Annotated in this window: 14 protein-coding genes; 2 read left to right on the top strand and 12 right to left on the bottom strand. The window is 71.1% G+C overall.

All coding sequences use genetic code 11. The features are described 5' to 3' along the window. Positions 1–125: 125 nt before the first annotated feature. The 9 genes from ACAX67_RS02690 to ACAX67_RS02650 are packed head-to-tail and all read right to left on the bottom strand — an operon-like array spanning position 126 to position 9,991. Positions 126–1,625 (bottom strand): CoA-acylating methylmalonate-semialdehyde dehydrogenase, encoded by a 1,500-nt coding sequence (locus tag ACAX67_RS02690; protein WP_370702268.1) that lies wholly within the window; start codon positions 1,623–1,625, stop codon positions 126–128. After that, positions 1,622–2,935 (bottom strand): aspartate aminotransferase family protein, encoded by a 1,314-nt coding sequence (locus ACAX67_RS02685; protein ID WP_370702267.1) that lies wholly within the window; start codon positions 2,933–2,935, stop codon positions 1,622–1,624. The genes ACAX67_RS02690 and ACAX67_RS02685 overlap by 4 nt, the downstream gene beginning before the upstream one ends. Before the next feature lie 2 nt (positions 2,936–2,937). Continuing rightward, entirely contained in the window at positions 2,938–4,122 is a 1,185-nt protein-coding gene (locus ACAX67_RS02680; protein WP_370702266.1) for an ABC transporter substrate-binding protein, read from the bottom strand. Positions 4,123–4,134: 12 nt separating this feature from the next. Next, on the bottom strand, positions 4,135–4,950 hold the full coding sequence (locus ACAX67_RS02675; RefSeq protein ID WP_370702265.1) for an ABC transporter permease: 816 nt from the start codon (positions 4,948–4,950) through the stop codon (positions 4,135–4,137). Further along, a complete protein-coding gene (locus tag ACAX67_RS02670; RefSeq protein ID WP_370702264.1) occupies positions 4,950–5,780 on the bottom strand; it encodes an ABC transporter ATP-binding protein in 831 nt (276 codons plus the stop codon). The genes ACAX67_RS02675 and ACAX67_RS02670 overlap by 1 nt, the downstream gene beginning before the upstream one ends. Then, positions 5,777–6,658 (bottom strand): ABC transporter permease, encoded by an 882-nt coding sequence (locus ACAX67_RS02665; RefSeq protein WP_370702263.1) that lies wholly within the window; start codon positions 6,656–6,658, stop codon positions 5,777–5,779. The genes ACAX67_RS02670 and ACAX67_RS02665 overlap by 4 nt, the downstream gene beginning before the upstream one ends. A 4-nt stretch (positions 6,659–6,662) precedes the next feature. Further along, on the bottom strand, positions 6,663–7,685 hold the full coding sequence (locus ACAX67_RS02660; protein WP_370702262.1) for a TIGR03842 family LLM class F420-dependent oxidoreductase: 1,023 nt from the start codon (positions 7,683–7,685) through the stop codon (positions 6,663–6,665). Positions 7,686–7,695: 10 nt separating this feature from the next. Continuing rightward, positions 7,696–9,132 carry a dihydropyrimidinase gene (gene hydA / locus ACAX67_RS02655; RefSeq protein ID WP_370702261.1) on the bottom strand — a complete coding sequence of 479 codons (1,437 nt, stop codon included), beginning with the start codon at positions 9,130–9,132 and terminating at the stop codon, positions 7,696–7,698. Between the two features lie 10 nt (positions 9,133–9,142). Continuing rightward, complete coding sequence (locus ACAX67_RS02650) at positions 9,143–9,991, bottom strand: nitrilase-related carbon-nitrogen hydrolase (protein ID WP_370702260.1); 849 nt, start codon at positions 9,989–9,991, stop codon at positions 9,143–9,145. A 98-nt stretch (positions 9,992–10,089) separates the two neighbouring features. Here ACAX67_RS02650 and ACAX67_RS02645 point away from each other — a divergent pair, with 98 nt between their 5' ends. After that, positions 10,090–11,424: an aminotransferase-like domain-containing protein gene (locus ACAX67_RS02645; protein WP_370702259.1), complete on the top strand. Its 1,335-nt coding sequence runs from the start codon at positions 10,090–10,092 to the stop codon at positions 11,422–11,424. A 40-nt stretch (positions 11,425–11,464) separates the two neighbouring features. Continuing rightward, positions 11,465–12,439 (top strand): DUF4349 domain-containing protein, encoded by a 975-nt coding sequence (locus ACAX67_RS02640; RefSeq protein ID WP_370702258.1) that lies wholly within the window; start codon positions 11,465–11,467, stop codon positions 12,437–12,439. A 10-nt stretch (positions 12,440–12,449) separates the two neighbouring features. On the opposite strand, the gene ACAX67_RS02635 is transcribed toward ACAX67_RS02640, so the two are convergent. The 3 genes from ACAX67_RS02635 to ACAX67_RS02625 form a co-directional block, all read right to left on the bottom strand. Continuing rightward, positions 12,450–13,943 (bottom strand): hypothetical protein, encoded by a 1,494-nt coding sequence (locus ACAX67_RS02635; RefSeq protein WP_370702257.1) that lies wholly within the window; start codon positions 13,941–13,943, stop codon positions 12,450–12,452. Further along, entirely contained in the window at positions 13,918–14,634 is a 717-nt protein-coding gene (locus tag ACAX67_RS02630; RefSeq protein ID WP_370702256.1) for an ABC transporter ATP-binding protein, read from the bottom strand. Before ACAX67_RS02630 ends, ACAX67_RS02635 begins: the two co-directional genes overlap by 26 nt. A 105-nt stretch (positions 14,635–14,739) precedes the next feature. Next, positions 14,740–16,932, bottom strand: coding sequence for a 3-hydroxyacyl-CoA dehydrogenase NAD-binding domain-containing protein (locus ACAX67_RS02625; RefSeq protein ID WP_370702255.1), 2,193 nt, complete (start codon positions 16,930–16,932; stop codon positions 14,740–14,742). Between the last annotated feature and the right edge of the window lie 42 nt (positions 16,933–16,974).

Genomic DNA, 16,974 nt, shown 5'->3' with positions numbered 1-16,974 from the left:
GACGGGCCCGCTCGCGAACCGCGCAGGTTCATCGAGGATGTTTCGAACCCGCACCTCCCAGGGCGTGCTCGCCCTGGGAGGTGCCGGTCCACCGACCTCCCTTGATGACGCTGCAGCGCGCGTCCTCAGGAGTTCTGCGGGAAGCCCAGGTTGATCCCGCCGTGCGACGGGTCGAGCCACCGGCTGGTGATGGCCTTCTCGCGGGTGAAGAAGTCGACGCCCTGGGGGCCGTAGGCCTTGGCGTCGCCGAAGATCGACGACTTGTAGCCGCCGAAGGAGTGGTAGGCGACCGGCACCGGGATCGGCACGTTGATGCCGACCATGCCGACCTCCACCTCGCGCTGGAAGCGCCGGGCGGCGCCGCCGTCGTTGGTGAAGATCGCCGTGCCGTTGCCGAACGGGCCGGAGTTGATGAGCTCGACCCCGTCGGCGTACGACGCCACCCGCACCACGGACAGCACCGGCCCGAAGATCTCCTCGGTGTAGACGGCCGAGGAGGTCGGCACGCGGTCGATGAGCGTCGGGCCGAGCCAGAAGCCCTCGTCCGGGCCGTCGAACTCGGCCTCCCGGCCGTCGACGACGACCGTGGCGCCGTCGGCGGTGGCGACGTCGACGTAGCCGGCCACCTTGTCGCGGTGCTCCCGGGTGATGAGGGGCCCCATGTCGCAGCCCTTGCGCCCGTCGCCGGTGACCAGCTTGCCCATCCGGTCGCGGATCTTCTCGATCAGCTCGTCGGCGACCGGCTCGACCGCGAGCAGCACCGAGATCGCCATGCAGCGCTCGCCCGCCGAGCCGAAGCCCGCGTTGACCGCCGAGTCGGCGACCAGGTCGAGGTCGGCGTCGGGCAGCACCAGCATGTGGTTCTTCGCACCGCCCAGCGCCTGCACGCGCTTGCCGTGCGCCGACGCGGTCTCGTAGATGTACTGCGCGATCGGCGTCGAGCCGACGAACGAGATCGAGGCGACGTCGGGGTGCACCAGCAGGGCGTCGACCGCCTCCTTGTCGCCGTGCACGACGTTGAAGACGCCGTCGGGCAGACCGGCCTCCTTCAGCAGCGCGGCGAGCCAGTTGGCGACGCTCGGGTCCTTCTCGCTCGGCTTCAGCACGACGGTGTTGCCCATCGCGATCGCGATCGGGAAGAACCACATCGGCACCATCGCCGGGAAGTTGAACGGGCTGATGATCCCGACGACGCCGAGCGGCTCCTTGACGGAGTAGACGTCGACGTCGGTCGAGACGTTCTGGGAGAAGGCTCCCTTGCTGAGGTGCGGCATGCCGCAGGCGAACTCCACGACCTCCAGGCCGCGCGCCACCTCGCCGGCGGCGTCGGAGAGCACCTTGCCGTGCTCGGACGTGAGGATCGCGGCGAGCTCGTCCTTGCGGGCGTTGAGCAGCTCGCGGAAGGCGAACATCACGGTCGACCGCTTGGCGACGGAGGTGCTGCCCCACTCCTGGAACGCCGCCGCGGCCACGCCGACGGCGCGGTCGACGTCGGCGGCCGAGCCGTAGCGGACCTCCTTGGAGACCACGCCGAGGGCGGGGTCGTAGACGGGCCCGGTGCGGGCCCCTTCGCCGGCGTCCGGCGCGCCGGCGATCCAGTGGTCGAGGACATCGAGACCAGTCATGACACTTCCTTGTCGAGCAGGGTGAGGACTTCGTCGTACGCCGTCAGAGCGGTCTCCACCTCGTCGGCGGTGACCACGCACGGCGGCACGACATGGATGCGGTTGTCGGCGGTGAAGGGCAGCAGGCCGCGCGCGACCAGCTCGCCCTTGGCCTTGCCGATCAGCGCGGCGGACAGCGGCTCGCGCGTCGCCGGGTCGGCGACGAGCTCGAGCGCCCAGAACACGCCGGTGCCGCGGACCTCGCCGATCACCGGGTGCTTCTCGGCGAGCGCGGCGAGCCCCGGCGCGATCGCGTCGGTGCCGATCTTCTTGGCGTGCGCCACGATCCCCTCGCTCTCCATCGCGTCGATGGAGGCGACGATCGACGCCGCGGCCAGCGGGTGACCGCTGTAGGTCAGGCCGCCCGGGAAGACCCGGGCGTCGAAGGTGCGAGCGATCGGGTCGCTGATGACCACCCCGCCCACGGGGACGTAGCCCGAGTTGACCCCCTTGGCGAAGGTGATCAGGTCCGGCGTCACGTCGTAGGCATCGAACGCGAACCACTCCCCGGTGCGGCCGAAGCCGGCCATCACCTCGTCGAGGATCAGGACGATGCCGTACTCGTCGGCGATCTCGCGGACCCCGGGCAGGTAGCCCGGCGGCGGCAGCATGATCCCGGCCGTGCCGGGGATCGTCTCCAGCAGGATCGCCGCGACCGACTCCGGGCCCTCCGCCTGGATCACCCGTCGCAGGTGGTGCAGCGCGCGGGCGCACTCCTCCTCCTGCGTCGTCGCCCAGAACTCCGAGCGGTAGAGGTAGGGGCCGAAGACGTGGACGTGGCCGCGGGCGTACTCGTTGGGCACCCGTCGCCAGTCACCGGTCGCGACGATCGCACCGCCGGTGTTGCCGTGGTAGCTGCGGTAGGTCGAGACCACCTTGTCGCGACCCGTGTGCAGCCGGGCCATCCGTACGGCGTTCTCGTTGGCGTCGGCACCGCCGTTGGTGAAGAACACCTTCTCGAAGCCGGCCGGGGCGCGGGCCGCGATCCGGCTCGCCGCCTCGCCCCGGGTCAGGTTGGCGGTCGCCGGGCCGATCGTCGCGAGCGTCGCGGCCTGCTCCTGGATCGCCTTCACCACGGCCGGGTGCTGGTGGCCGATGTTGACGTTGACCAGCTGGCTGGAGAAGTCGAGGTACCTCCGGCCGCTGTGGTCCCACACCGTGCAACCCTCCCCACCCGCGACCGGCATCAGGGACAGCGATCCCTGTGCCGACCAGGAGTGGAAGACGTGCGCGCGGTCGAGCTCGCCGGTGCGAGCGTCGAGGTCGGTCATCGCTACTTGCCACCCTCCTCGAGCGTGACGTCGATGGGCTCGAAGTCGGCGCCCATGGTGTCGACGCCCTCGTCGTTCAGCTCGTCGATCGCCTGCTGGACGTAGTCGTTGGTGAAGGCCGTGTCCGGCGGCGGCTTGCTGATGATCGTCGCGCCGGTCTCGTTCTTGGTGTGCAGCGCGATGTCGACCGTCTGGTCCCAGGCGTCCTGGTCGATGATGCCGATGCCGTTGGTCGAGGGCCAGATCAGCTTGTTGACCTCGTTGGTCATCCACAGCTGGTGGCTCTTGCCGAGCTCGGAGCCCGAGGCGGCGACGATGTCCGCGGCTTCCTCCGGGTTGTCGCGCACGAACGCCCAACCCTTGATCGAGCCCTTGATGAAGGCGACCGTCTGGTCCTGGTAGTCCGGGTCGGACAGCTTGTCGGTGGTCGCCCAGATCGCGTCCTGGAGCATCGCGGTGCCGACGTCGTTCCAGTTGATGACGTTGAGGTCGTCGGGCGTGTAGAGCTTGCCGGTGTCGGGGTTCTTGGTCTCCAGCACCTGGGCGTACTCGTTGTAGGTCATCGCCTGGGCGGCGTCGATGTCGCCGGCCAGGAAGGCGTTCATGTCGAACGCCTGCTGCACCAGGTTGATGTCCTCGAGCTTCACGTCGGCGGACTGCATGCCGGCGAAGAGCTCCCACTCGTTGCCGAAGCCCCAGCTGCCGACGTTGTGGCCCTTGAGGTCGGCCGGAGAGGTGATGTCCTTGTTCTTGAAGGAGATCTGCGTCGTGGCGCTGCGCTCGAAGATCTGCGCGACGTCGGTGATCCCGGCCCCCTGCTCGATCGAGCCCAGCACCTTGGGCACCCACGAGATCGCGTAGTCGACGTCGCCGGACGCGAGCACGTCCTGCGGCACGATGTCGACGCCGCCCTCGACGATCTTCACGTCGAGGCCCTCGTCGATGTAGTAGCAGTTGGCGACGGCGGCGTAGTAGCCCGCGAACTGCGCCTGCGACACCCACTGCAGCTGCAGCTTGACCTCCTTGAGGTCGCCCTTGTCCCGCGCGTCCTTCGTCTTGGTCGCACAGTCCTGAGTGGTCTTGACGTCGACCTGGGACTTCGATCCCCCGTCGTCTCCCGACCCGCACCCGGTCGCGACGACGGCAAGGACTGCGGCGGCGGCCCCGAGCTTCAGCGTTCTCCTCATGTGGTTCTCCTTCTAGGGGGCGGGTTGGTGGCGCGAGAACCAGAGCTCGGCCAGGAGGGTGACGACGTAGAACAGCAGCCCGAGCACGATGGCCCCGGTGACGTAGGCCCACGCCAGCGGATAATTGCTGCTGGCGGCCGAGGACGTGATCGACTTGCCGAGGCCGCCGATCGGGCCGCCGAAGTACTCGGCGATCAACGCGCTGATGACCGCCAGGGACGACGCGATCCGCAGCCCGGTGAAGACGTACGGCGTCGCGGTCGGCAGCGTGACCGTGCGGATCACCTGCAGGGGCTTGGCGGCGTAGGCCGCCATCAGGTCGCGGTGCACGGCCCGCACCTGGCGGATGCCGCGGAGGGTGTTGAGGTAGACCGGGACGGCCACCGAGATGCCGGCCACGATGATCCGGCCGCTGTTCACCGCGGCGCCGAACATCGAGTAGAGCACCGGCGCCAGCGCGACGATCGGGATCACCGCGAGGGCGGCGACCACGGGGGCGGCCATCTGGTCGACGAACCGGAAGGTCCCGGCGACAGCAGCGCCGACCACGCCCAGCAGCGTGCCGCCGAGCATGCCCCACAGTGCGTTGCTGCCCGTGACCCGCGCACCCGAGACGATGCTGTCGCGGTTGGCCGTGACCTGGTCCCAGATCGCGCTGGGCGCCGGAAGGATGAAGGGCTTGATGTCGGCGCGGTCGACCAGCGCCTCCCAGCCCAGGACGAACAGCACGCCGACGGCGACCGGCGCGAGGACGGTGCTCCACCGGACGTCGGCGACCGGGAGGCGGGGCCGGGTCTCGCGCGGCGCGACCGGGTCGACGGTGACCACTACTTCTCCAACCCGTCGACGGCGACCGTCGGCACCGGCGTGCCGTGGAGCAGGCTCCTGACGTCGGCGACCGCACGGAAGAAGCCCTCCTGGTCACGGGCCCGCTCGGTGCGGTCGTGCGCACCGGCGAGGCCGTCGGCCCGGACGTCGACGACCCCGGTGATCCGCCCCGGCCGCGGCGACATCACCACGACCCGGTCGGAGAGGAACACCGCCTCCGGGATCGAGTGCGTGACGAACAGCACCGCGGCGCCGGTCTCCGCGCAGATCCGCACCAGCTCGTTCTGCATCCGCTCGCGGGTGATCTCGTCGAGGGCACCGAACGGCTCGTCCATCAGCAGCAGGCGCGGGCTCTCCGCGAGCGCGCGGGCGATGGCGACGCGCTGCTGCATGCCGCCGGACAGCTGGTCGGGGTGGTTCTTCGCGAAGTCGGCGAGGCCCACAAGCTCGAGCAGCTCGGCCACCCGCCCCTTCCGCGTCGCGCTCTCGACGCCGTGCAGCTTCAGCGGGAGCTCGACGTTGCCGGCCACCGTGCGCCACGGCAGCAGCCCGGCCTGCTGGAAGGCGATGCCGTAGTCCTGGTCGAGCCGGGCCCGCCGTGCCGGCTTGCCGAAGACCTCGAGCGTGCCGGCGGTCGGGCTGTCGAGGTCGGCCACGAGCCGCAGCAGCGTGCTCTTGCCGCACCCGCTCGGCCCGATCAGGGACACGAACTCCCCGTCGGCCACGGACAGGTCGACGTCGTCGAGGGCGACGACCTGCTTGCGGCCCTTGCCGAAGACGCGGCGGACGCCGGTCACGGAGATCGCCGGTTCGGTGACGACCTGGTTCATCGGGAGACTCCTGTGAGACGGAACGGACGGAGGACGAGGCCGAGCAGGCCGATCGCGCCGGCGGCGACCAGCCCGATCGCCACGGCGCCGAAGATCGGCGCCCACGGCTTCGCCGGGTCACCGGACGCGGCGACGGCGTAGTCGATGACCATCCGGCCCAGCCCGCCCTTGAGGCCGATCGACACCTCGGCCACGACCGCGCCGATGACCGCGCTCGCGGCGGCGAGCCGCAGCGCCGGCAGGAGGTAGGGCACCGACGACGGCACCCGCAGGGTGAGGAGCGTCCGCCACCAGCCGACGCCGTACGCCCGCATCAGCTCCACGTGGGTCTTGTCCGGCGACTTCAGCCCGCGCAGGGCCCCCACGGCGACGGGGAAGAACGCGAGATAGGCCGCGATCACCGCGACCGAGTCCTCGCTGCTCCAGATGTGGCTGCCGATGTGCAGCTCCGAGCCCCACCGACGGACGAGCGGCGCTATCGCGATGAGCGGCACGGTCTGGCTGAGGATCACCCAGGGCAGCAGTGCGGACTCGACGATGCGGAAGGCGCTCATCGCGAGCGCGAGCAGCAGCCCGACGACGACGCCGATCACCCAGCCCTTCGCCGCCAGCCCGAGCGAGAACATGCTCGCGTCCCACACCGCGCGCACCGCGTCGGGGGCGTCGGGGAGCGAGGTGACCGGCTCGCCTAGCCGCTGCAGCATCTGCCACGAGTGCGGCATCGCCAGCTCCGTCGTGCGGGGCAGCACGCGGGTGTCGCCCACCAGCACGCCCTCGGCGGGCCCGAACGACTTGTAGAGGTCCCAGACGGCGACCACGGCGGCCACGCCGAGGACGCCGAGCACGACCGCGCGGAGGCGGTCCCAGAGCTGGGCCAAGGGGTCAGGCCTTCGCCGTGATGTGGTCGCGCAGGTGCGGGATGATCGACTCCCCGTAGACCCGCATCGTCTCCTCCTTGTTGTCGTGCTGGAGGTAGACGGCGAACTGGTCGACGCCGATCTCTTGCAGAGCCCTCAGCTTCTCCACGTGCTGCTCCGGGGTGCCGAGGATGCAGAACCGGTCGACGATCTCGTCGGGCACGAAGTCGACGTGGTCGTTGTCGGCCTTGCCGTGGGTGTTGTAGTCGTAGCCCGTGCGGCCCGCGATGTAGTCGACCAGCACCTTCGGGAAGTCCGCGTCGGTCCCGTACTTCTCCACGATGTCGGCGATGTGGTTGCCGACCATGCCGCCGAACCAGCGGGTCTGCGAGCGCATGTGGTCGACCTGGTCCTCGCTCCCGACGTACGCCGGCGCGGCCACGCAGAACGTCAGCGCATCGGGGTCGCGGCCGGCCTTCTCGGCGGCGTCACGCACCTGGGCGATCATCCACTTCGCCACGTCGACGTCGGCGAGCTGGAGGATGAAGCCGTCGCCGGCCTCGCCCGCCGTCTTCAGGGCCAGCGGGCCGTAGGCGGCGATCCACACCTCGAGGGCGGAGGAGCGTGCCCACGGGAACCGGATCGTCGAGCCCATGTGCTCCACGGGGCGGCAGTTGCCGAGCTCGCGGATGACGTGGGTCGCCTCGCGGACCTCCTTCAGGGTCGTCGGCTTGCCGTTCAGCGTGCGCACGGCGGAGTCACCGCGGCCGATGCCCACCACGGTGCGGTTGCCGTACATCTCGTTGAGCGTGGCGAAGACCGACGCCGTCACGGTCCAGTCGCGCGTGGCCGGGTTGGTGACCATCGGGCCGACGACCACCCGACGCGTCTCGGCCAGGATCTGGCTGTAGATGACGTAGGGCTCCTGCCACAGCAGGTGCGAGTCGAAGGTCCACACGTAGTCGAACCCGTGCTCCTCCGCCTGCTTCGCGAGCCCCACCGTCCGCCAGGCCGGTGGGTTGGTCTGGATGACAACTCCGAAATCCATCGGATCCCTCCTACGTCAGGTACTGCGTCAGGCCGCGCTTGAGGTACTGCCCGTGCCCGGCACGTCCGTGGAACTCCCCGTCGGCGACGAGCACCGTGCCGCGGCTGACGACGACGTCGACGTGCCCGTCGATCTCGTAGCCCTCCCAGGCCGAGTGGTCCATCGCCATGTGGTGGGTCTTGCCGACCCCGATCGACGTGTGGCCCTCGGGGTCGTAGACCACCAGGTCGGCGTCCGCGCCCGGCTGGATCACGCCCTTCCTGCCGTAGAGGCCGAACATCCTCGCCGGCGTGGTCGAGGTGAGCTCGACCCAGCGCTCCAGGGTGATCTCGCCGGTGACGACGCCTTGGTAGAGAAGGTCCATCCGGTGCTCGATCGACCCGATGCCGTTGGGGATCGCGCGGAAGTCGCCGCGGCCGAGCTCCTTCTGGTCCTTCATGCAGAAGGGGCAGTGGTCGGTCGAGACCATCTGCAGGTCGTTGGTGCGCAGCGCCTGCCACATCGCGTCCTGGTGGCCCTCGGCCCGGGAGCGCAGCGGCGTCGAGCAGACCCACTTGGCGCCCTCGAAGTCGCCCCACGTCGGGTCCCCGGCCGCGCCGAGCTGCTCCTCGAGGGAGAGGTAGAGGTACTGCGGGCAGGTCTCGCCGAAGACGTTCTGCCCGCGGTCACGCGCGGTGGCCAGCTGCTCGACGGCCTGCTTCGCGCTCACGTGCACGACGTAGAGCGGCGCCTCGGTGAGGTTGGCCAGCATGATCGCGCGGTGGGTGGCCTCCTCCTCCATCTGCCAGGCGCGCGCGATGCCGTGGAAGTACGGCGTCGTCTTGCCCTGGTTGTAGAGCTGCTCGGCGAGCACGTCGATGGCGGGGCCGTTCTCGGCGTGCATCATCGTCAACAGCCCCAATTCACGGGCCTTCTGCATCGCACGGAGGATCTGGTCGTCGGTCGCGTAGAAGACGCCGGGGTAGGCCATGAACATCTTGTAGGACGTGATGCCCTCGTCGACCAGGGTCTCCATCGCCTTGAGCGAGTGCTCGTCGACGCCGCCCACGATCTGGTGGAAGCCGTAGTCGACCGCGCAGTTGCCCCGCGCCTTCTCGTGCCAGGCCGACAACCCGTCCTCGACGCGCTCCCCCGTCTTCTGCACGGCGAAGTCGATGATCGACGTCGTGCCGCCCCAGGCGGCCGCGATCGTGCCGGTCTCGAAGGTGTCGCACGCCTCGGTGCCGCCGAAGGGCAGCTGCATGTGCGTGTGGGCGTCGATGCCGCCGGGGATGACGTACTTCCCGGTCGCGTCGATCACCTGGTCGACCGACCCGGCCAGGTCGTGCCCGAGCAGGGTCGAGCCGGGCGCGAGCACGGCGACGATGGTCTCGCCGTCGACGAGCACGTCGGCCTCGCTGCGACCGGTCGAGCTCACGACGGTGCCGCCCTTGATCAGGATGGTCACTGCAGCCTCCTCAGGGTCGCGCGATCATCGAGTAGGAGTCGGGCCGGCGGTCCCGGTAGAACTGCCAGTCGTCGCGCATCTGCTGGACCATGTCCATGTCGAGGTCGCGGACCAGCACCTCCTCCTTGTCGCCCGAGCCCCGCTCGCCCACGAAGTTGCCGCGCGGGTCGATGACCTGGCTGGTGCCGTAGAAGTCGACCGCCAGGTCGCCGTACTCGTTGTCCTCGCGGCCGACCCGGTTGGGCTGGAGCACGAAGTAGCCGTTGGCGACGGCGGCGCACGGCCCCTCGACCTCCCAGAGGCGGTTGCTCAGGCCCGGCTTGGTGGCGTTGGGGTTGAACACGATGTGGGCGCCGTTGAGGCCCAGCTCGCGCCAGCCCTCTGGGAAGTGACGGTCGTAGCAGATGTAGGTGCCGACCTTGCCGACCGCGGTGTCGAACACCGGGTAGCCGAGGTTGCCCGGGCGGAAGTAGAACTTCTCCCAGAACCGGTCGAGGTGCGGGATGTGGTGCTTGCGGTACTTGCCGAGGATCGTGCCGTCGGCGTCGACCGTCACCGTGGTGTTGTAGTAGACGCCGGTCTGCTCCTCCTCGTAGATCGGGAGGACCAGCACGATGCCGAGCTCCTTCGCGAGCGCCGCGAACCGCTGCACGATCGGACCGTCGGCCGGCTCGGCGAAGCGGTAGTACTTCTGGTCCTGGGTGATGCCGAAGTAGGGGCCGTAGAAGAGCTCCTGGAAGCTCATCACCTGGGCGCCCTGGGCGGCGGCGTCGCGGGCGAACTGCTCGTGCTTGTCGAGCATCGACTCCTTGTCGCCGGTCCAGGTCGTCTGGCTGATGGCAGCGCGTACGACGGTCAAGGTCCACCTCCGCTGGGGTCGGATCGGGGTCGGGGACTTCTGTTATCGTCCGGGCTGAACATTTCGCCCTGAAAACGGCATTGTCAAGGTTTTGCCTCATGCAGCTCACGGTTCTGGTGGACTTGGAGGACGTCAGCCCCCGCGGGATCGCCGGGGCGCTGAGCCGTGCGATCCGCGCCGGCGAGCTCGCTCCCGGTGACCGCCTCCCGACCGTCCGCGACGTGGCCGCCGAGCTGGGCGTCTCACCCGCCACCGTGTCCGCCGCGTGGCAGGCGTTGCGTCGTACGGGCCTGGTCGTCGCGCGCGGACGAGCCGGCACCTTCGTGTGCGACACCCCCGCCACCTGGCTCTCCCCGCGACAGCGCGACCTCGTCGGGGCCGGACCCGGCGGGCTGCCGCTCGACCTGTCGCGCGGCACGCCCGACCCCGCACTGCTGCCCGACCTCGGACCGGCGCTGCACCGGGTCTCGCAACGCGCGGGCACGCTCGCCTACCAGGAGGAACCGGTGCTGCCGGCGCTGCACGACGTGCTGGTGGCGTCCTGGCCCTACGACGTCGAGGCCATCACGGTCGTCGACGGGGCGACCGACGGCATCATGCGCACGCTGGAGCAGGTCGTGTCGTACGGCGACCGCGTGGTCCTCGAGTCGCCGGGGTTCCCGCCGTTCTTCGACCTGGTCGAGTCGCTCGGCGCGGAGGTGGTGCCCGTCGCCCTCGACGGCGCGGGCATCACGCCGGGCTCCCTGCGCGGCGCGCTCGACGCGGCGCCCGTCGCCGTGGTGCTGCAGCCGCGGGCGCACAACCCGACCGGGGTCGCGATGACCGTCGAGCGGGCCGGCCAGCTGGCGCGGGTGCTCGCCCGCCACGCGGCCGCCGTGCCCTGGCTCATCGAGGACGACCACTCCTCCGGCATCTCCGGAGCCCCCGACGTCAGCCTCGGCACGTGGCTTCCCGACCGCGTCGTGCACCTGCGGTCCTACTCCAAGTCGCACGGTCCCGACCTCCGCATCGCCGCCCTCGGTGGTCCGGCGGCGCTCGTCGACCGCATCGTGGCGCGGCGCATGCTCGGGCCCGCCTGGACGTCCCGGATGCTGCAGACGATCCTGCACGACCTGCTGACCTCGTCCCACTCGCTCGACGAGGTGGGCGACGCGCGTCGGCAGTACCTCGCGCGCCAACGCACCCTCGTCGGCGCGCTCGCCGAGCACGGCCTGGGGCTGGCGGTGCCCGACGGCATCAACCTGTGGCTCCCCGTGCGCGACGAGGCCGCCGCGCTGGTCTCGCTCTCGGCGTCGGGCATCCGGGTGGCGGGCGGTGCGCCCTTCGTCGCCTCCGGTGAGGCCGGGTTCGTGCGGGTGACCAGCGGGCTGGTCCCCCCGGGCGACGCGGCCCAGGTGGCCGCCGCCCTCGCGGCCGCGGCGATCGCCGAGTAGCAGCAGGGAACCGATCGGCGGCCGTTGCCGTCGTACGACCATGAGGCTCGCTGCTCGCCCGTCCCGTCTCCTGCTCCCGCTCGTCGCCGTGTTCCTCGCCGCGTCGGGCTGCGCCTCCTCGGGAGGTGACAGCGACGACAAGGGCTCGAGCGCGGGCTTCGCGGAGACCACGAAGGATGCGCCGAAGGGCGCGCCGCACCGCTCGACGACCGACGAGCTGAACGGCACCCTCTCCTACGCGGACGCGGACAGCCTCGAGGTCGCCGACCGGCCTGGGGAGGTCGACGCCCAGGCGCGCAAGGTCATCGCCAAGGGCGACGTCGCGCTGGAGAGCGACGACGTGGAGGCGGCGGTCGGCGACGTGGAGGACGTCGTCCGTCACTTCCTCGGCGAGATCACGGAGCGCGAGACCTCCACCGACGACGACGGCGACGTCTCCGACGCCCGGCTCCTGGTGCGGATCCCGGTCGACGACTTCGACGAGGCGTTCGTGGCGCTGCAGGGCGTGGCCGACCTCAAGTCCTCCAACACGGGCAAGGAGGACGTCACCACGAAGGTGATCGACACCAAGGTGCGCATCCGTGCGCAGCGGCTCAGCCTCGCGCGGGTCGAGGCCCTCTTCGACCGCGCGCAGTCGATCAGCGACATCATCCGGATCGAGTCGCAGGTCTCCCGGCGCCAGGCCGAGCTCGAGTCGCTGGAGCGTCGGCTGCACTACCTGAGCAACCAGACCTCGATGTCGACGATCACCGTGAGCATCTCCCTCCCGCCGGCCGAGCCGGGCCCGAAGAAGGACAAGAAGAAGGAGCCCGAGGAGGCCGGCTTCCTCGCGGGCCTCTCCGACGGCTGGCACGCCTTCACCGACTTCGCCACCGGCCTGGCGACGCTCTCCGGCCGGGTGCTCCCGTTCGCCGCCGTGCTGCTGGTCATCGGCGGGCCGCTGTGGCTCGCCCTGCGACGGTTCCGTCGTCGCGAGGGTGGCGCCGCTCCGGGTCCGACGTCCGCCGAGGCCTGACGCCGCCGCGTCAGGCAGCGACCGCGGCGACCACGCGCGCCCGGGTGACCGGGTCGGACCAGCGCCGGGCGACGCGCAGCACGCGCGTCACCGACACCGCGAGCAGCAGCGCGCCGAAGGCGACCACCAGGTCGGTGCGCCCCACCGAGGCCAGCGAGCCGAGCACCATCGCGGTCAGCGTCGTGGCGAGCGAGAGGCGCACCGAGTAGCCGACCATCGTCGACGGCGGCGCCGGTGTCGCGCGCGCCGAGCGGTAGTCGACCGCGTGCGGAGCGCGCACGGACCACCGCAGTCCCGCGCTGAGGGCCTGACCGGTGACGGCGACGAGCGCGGTCACCGCGGCGACGAGCTCGGCGGTGTGGGGCCGGTCGGCGCGGACCGCTCCGAGGAGGAGGGTCAGCGCCCCTGCTCCCAGGAGGAGCTCCCCCAGGACGCGTCCGCGCGCGAGCAGCTGGACGGACGGGGCGACCGGGAGGGACTCGCGCCACAGGAGACCGCGGCCGTCGAGCGCCCAGATGTTGACCCCGAAGAGGAGCACGCAGCCCGACACCACGAGCCCGGGCAGCACCACCAGGGTCGTCCAGGACAGGGGGTGCACCAGCGCTGCCAGGCCCGGCGCCAGGGTGAGGAACACGATCCCGCGGCGCACCGGCACGCTGCGCCAGACCGAGCCGCGGTCGGTGCGCACCATCGCCATCAGGTCCGACCGTGCCTCGGCCCGGGCGGAGTAGGACCGCGACTCCAGCCGCACCTCGTCCCGGGGCGGCCGGCGCGCGGCCAGCCGTGCGGCCAGTGCGCCCAGGGCCACCAGCACGAGCAGCGCGGTGAGCAGCCCGGCGAGCATGCCCACGAGGGCGAACGGTGGGGCGTGCGCCAGGGCCGCGCCGCCGGGCGGGCGTTGCCAGGTCCGGGTGACGCCGACCGCCGTCACGACCGCCCCGGCGACGAGCAGGCGCACGTGGAGGCTGCCCCGGGGCCCGCGGCGCAGCCACTCGACGAGCCAGCCGACCAGCTGTCCGGCCGCCGTCGAGGCCGCGACCCACGCGAGAGCGAGCGTCTCGGCGGCCACGAGCGGCACGGGCCGCGGGCCGGCGAGCCAGGCCGCGCCGGCGAGGAGGGCCCAGGTCTGGAGCAACCACGCGGCACTGAGCGGAGCGAGCACCAGTGCGCCGAGGTGGTCGGCGAACGGCCCGACCGGGTGGATCGCGGCCGCATCGCGCGCCAGCACCTCGCGCCCGCCGCCCGAGGCGACCGCCGAACCGACGCAGAGCACCACCATCGCCAGGAGGTACGACGGCAGCAGGTCCTCGACCTGCGTGACTCCCGCGGCGTCGCGACCGGGCCACCAGGCGGGGAGGACGACCGCGGTCGCGGTCAGCAGGCCGATGACCGCGAGGCCCAGCACGGCGGTGCGCCGTCGTACGGACCGCGTGCGGAACCACAGCAGGTGCCGCAGGTCGGTGACGGCGGTGCGGGCGTCAGCCGAGGAGAGCGCGATAGGCACGAGCGCCCTCCTCGCCCGCCATGGTCGCCGCGTCCACCGTGGCGACACGGGCCCCACCGCGCAGCACGGTGACCTCTCCGCAGGCCTGCACGGCGAGGTCGCGCAGGTGCGTGGAGACGAGGACGGCCGCGCCACGGCTGCGCGCGTCGTCGACCACCTCCATCGTGGCCTCGACACCCAGCGGGTCGACCCCGTCGAACGGCTCGTCGAGCAGCAGCACCGGGGGCTCGTGGAGCGCGGCCAGCACCACCGAGAGCCGGCGCGCCATGCCGTGGCTGAAGCCGGCGGTCACCCGGTGGGCGGCGTCGCCGAGCCCGAACCTCTCCAGCAGGTCGCGGGCGCGCGCCTCCCAGGCGTCGAGGCGACGCAGTCGCGCGGAGAGCTGGAGGTGCTCCCACGGCGTCGCGCGCGGCACCAGCCCGCCGACGTCCGGGCAGTAGCCGACGCAGCGCTTCACCCGGAGCGGCTCCGTGCCGACGTCGTACCCGCACACGAGCGCGGTGCCCGCCGTCGGCGGCACCACCCCGGCGAGCACCCGCATCGTGGTCGACTTGCCGGCGCCGTTGCGACCGAGCAGTCCGACGGCATGCCCCGGGCCGACCCGCAGGTCGACGCCGGCGACGGCCTCCACCGACCCGAATCGCACGCGCAGCCCGGCAACCTCGATCGCCGGGGCCTCCCTCCCCGTCATCCAGCCATGATCCCGCGAAAGCCGAGGGGAGGTGCGCTTTCCGGGGATGACGAAGGGCCCGCCGCAGTGCGACGGGCCCCTCGAAGGTGCAGCAGGTGGAGCGGATCAGGCGGGGAACGAGCCGCCCGAGGCGGCGAGCTCGCGCAGCCAGGCGGTGGCCTGGAAGCGCTCGCCGTACTTCGCGGCCAGCTCGTCGGCCCGCTTGAGGAAGGCGTTCAGACCGATCTCGCCGGTCTCCTTGTCCTCGTAGCCGGACATGAACTGGGCGGCGCCACCGGTGTTCGGCGGGAAGCCGATGCCCATGATCGAGCCGATGTTCGCGGCGGCCGCCGAGGTGATGACGCCCTCCTCGAAGCACTTCGCGGTCTCGAGGGCCTCGGCGAAGAGCATCCGGTCGCGGATGTCCTGGATGTCGGGCTGCTCGGCGGCCACGGGGAACAGCTCGGCGAGACCGGCCCAGATGGAGCCGCGCTTGCCGTCCTCGTAGTCGTAGAAGCCCGCGCCGCGGAGGCGTCCGGCACGACCGGCCTCGAGCATCTTGAGCACGACGGCCTCGCCGGGGTGGCCGACGTAGGTCTCGCCGGTGGCCTCGATGCCCTCGCGGGTCGCCTTGCCGATCTTGGCCATCAGCTCGAGGTTGAGCTCGTCGGAGAGCTGCAGCACCGGGGCCGGGTAGCCGGCCGAGGTGGTCGCCCGCTCGATGGAGTACGGCGCCACGCCCTCCGCGAGCATCGCCATGCCCTCGTTGACCATGTAGCCGATGACGCGCGAGGTGTAGAAGCCGCGGCTGTCGTTGACGACGATCGGCGTCTTCCTGATCTGCAGGACGACGTCGTAGGCCTTGGCGAGCGCCTCGTCGGAGGTCTCCTTGCCCGTGATGATCTCGACGAGCGGCATCTTGTCCACGGGGGAGAAGAAGTGCAGGCCGATGAAGTCGGCCGGCCGGTCGATGCCGGTGGCGAGCTCGGTGATCGGCAGCGTCGAGGTGTTGGAGCAGAGCAGGGCGTCCTTGTTGACGAACGGCGCGATCTCGGCGAACACCTTGTTCTTCAGGGCCGGGTCCTCGAAGACCGCCTCGATGACCAGGTCGCAACCGGTCAGGTCGGCCGGGTCGGTCGTCGCGGTGATCCGGCCGAGCAGCTCGGCCTTCTTCTCCTCCGTCGAGCGGCCGCGGCTGATCGCCTTGTCGAGCAGGCCCTCGGAGTAGGCCTTGCCCTTGTCGGCGGACTCCTGCGCGACGTCCTTGAGGACGACCTCCATGCCGGCCTTGGCGCAGACGTAGGCGATGCCCGCGCCCATCATGCCGGCGCCGAGCACGCCCACCTTGGTGGCCTTGAACGGCTCGATGCCCTGCGGGCGGAGCGAACCGGAGTTGATCGCCTGCAGGTCGAAGAAGAACGCCTGGATCATGTTCTTCGAGCCCTGGTTGACGACCAGGTTGGCCAGGTAGCGCGACTCGATGCGCGAGGCGGTGTCGAAGTCGACGTTGGCGCCCTCGATGGCCGCCGACATGATCGCCTTCTGGGCCGGGTAGTCGGCGCCCTTGAGCTGGGTGCGGAGCAGGGCGGGGAAGGCGGGCAGGAAGGCCGCCAGCGCGGGGCTCTTCGGCGTACCGCCCGGCATCTTGTAGCCGGGAGCGTCCCACGGCTGCGCCGAGGCCTCCGGGTTGGCCTTGATCCACGCCTTCGCGGCGGGGACGAGCTCCTCGCGGGTGGCGACGAGCTCGTTGACGAGGCCCTTCGACTGCGCCTTCTGCGGGTCGAACTGCGGGCCCTGGAGGAGCACGTCCATCAGCGCCGACTGGATGCCGAACATCCGGACGGTGCGGGTCACGCCGCCGCCGCCCGGCAGCAGGCCGAGGCTGGCCTCGGGGAGGCCGATCTTGACGCTGCGGTCGTCGACCGCGATGCGGTGGTTGGCCGCGAGGCAGATCTCGAGGCCGCCGCCGAGCGCCGCGCCGTTGATGGCGGCGACGACCGGCTTGGGGAAGAGCTCGAGGCGGCGCAGCGACGCCTTGATGCTCTCGCACTGGGCGAAGACGTCGCCCGCGTTGTCCTTCGTGGCCTGCGTCATCAGCTTGAGGTCACCGCCGGCGAAGAAGGTCTTCTTCGCGCTGGCGATGACGACGCCGGTCACGTCGTCCTGCTCGGCGTAGAGGCGCTCGACGGCGGCCTCCATGGACGAGCGGTAGAGCTCGTTCATCGTGTTGGCGCTCTGGTTGGGGTCGTCCAGCGTCAGCGTGACGATGCCGTCCGCGTCCCGCTCGTAGCGCACAGCGGTCTGGGTGTCGGTGCTCATGTCGTTGTTCAATCCTGTTCGAAGTTCTCGGTACGTCGTGTG

Source organism: Nocardioides candidus (assembly GCF_041321175.1).
Classification (GTDB): domain Bacteria; phylum Actinomycetota; class Actinomycetes; order Propionibacteriales; family Nocardioidaceae; genus Nocardioides.
This window is presented reverse-complemented; position numbering and strand designations above follow the sequence as displayed.

Bases quoted from the DNA above. Each gene is read 5' to 3' on its own strand.
- ACAX67_RS02690 (WP_370702268.1), bottom strand. From the start codon at position 1,625: ATGACTGGTCTCGATGTCCTCGACCACTGGATCGCCGGCGCGCCGGAC.
- ACAX67_RS02685 (WP_370702267.1), bottom strand. From the start codon at position 2,935: ATGACCGACCTCGACGCTCGCACCGGCGAGCTCGACCGCGCGCACGTC.
- ACAX67_RS02680 (WP_370702266.1), bottom strand. From the start codon at position 4,122: ATGAGGAGAACGCTGAAGCTCGGGGCCGCCGCCGCAGTCCTTGCCGTC.
- ACAX67_RS02670 (WP_370702264.1), bottom strand. From the start codon at position 5,780: ATGAACCAGGTCGTCACCGAACCGGCGATCTCCGTGACCGGCGTCCGC.
- ACAX67_RS02660 (WP_370702262.1), bottom strand. From the start codon at position 7,685: ATGGATTTCGGAGTTGTCATCCAGACCAACCCACCGGCCTGGCGGACG.
- ACAX67_RS02645 (WP_370702259.1), top strand. From the start codon at position 10,090: ATGCAGCTCACGGTTCTGGTGGACTTGGAGGACGTCAGCCCCCGCGGG.
- ACAX67_RS02640 (WP_370702258.1), top strand. From the start codon at position 11,465: ATGAGGCTCGCTGCTCGCCCGTCCCGTCTCCTGCTCCCGCTCGTCGCC.
- ACAX67_RS02630 (WP_370702256.1), bottom strand. From the start codon at position 14,634: ATGACGGGGAGGGAGGCCCCGGCGATCGAGGTTGCCGGGCTGCGCGTG.
- ACAX67_RS02625 (WP_370702255.1), bottom strand. From the start codon at position 16,932: ATGAGCACCGACACCCAGACCGCTGTGCGCTACGAGCGGGACGCGGAC.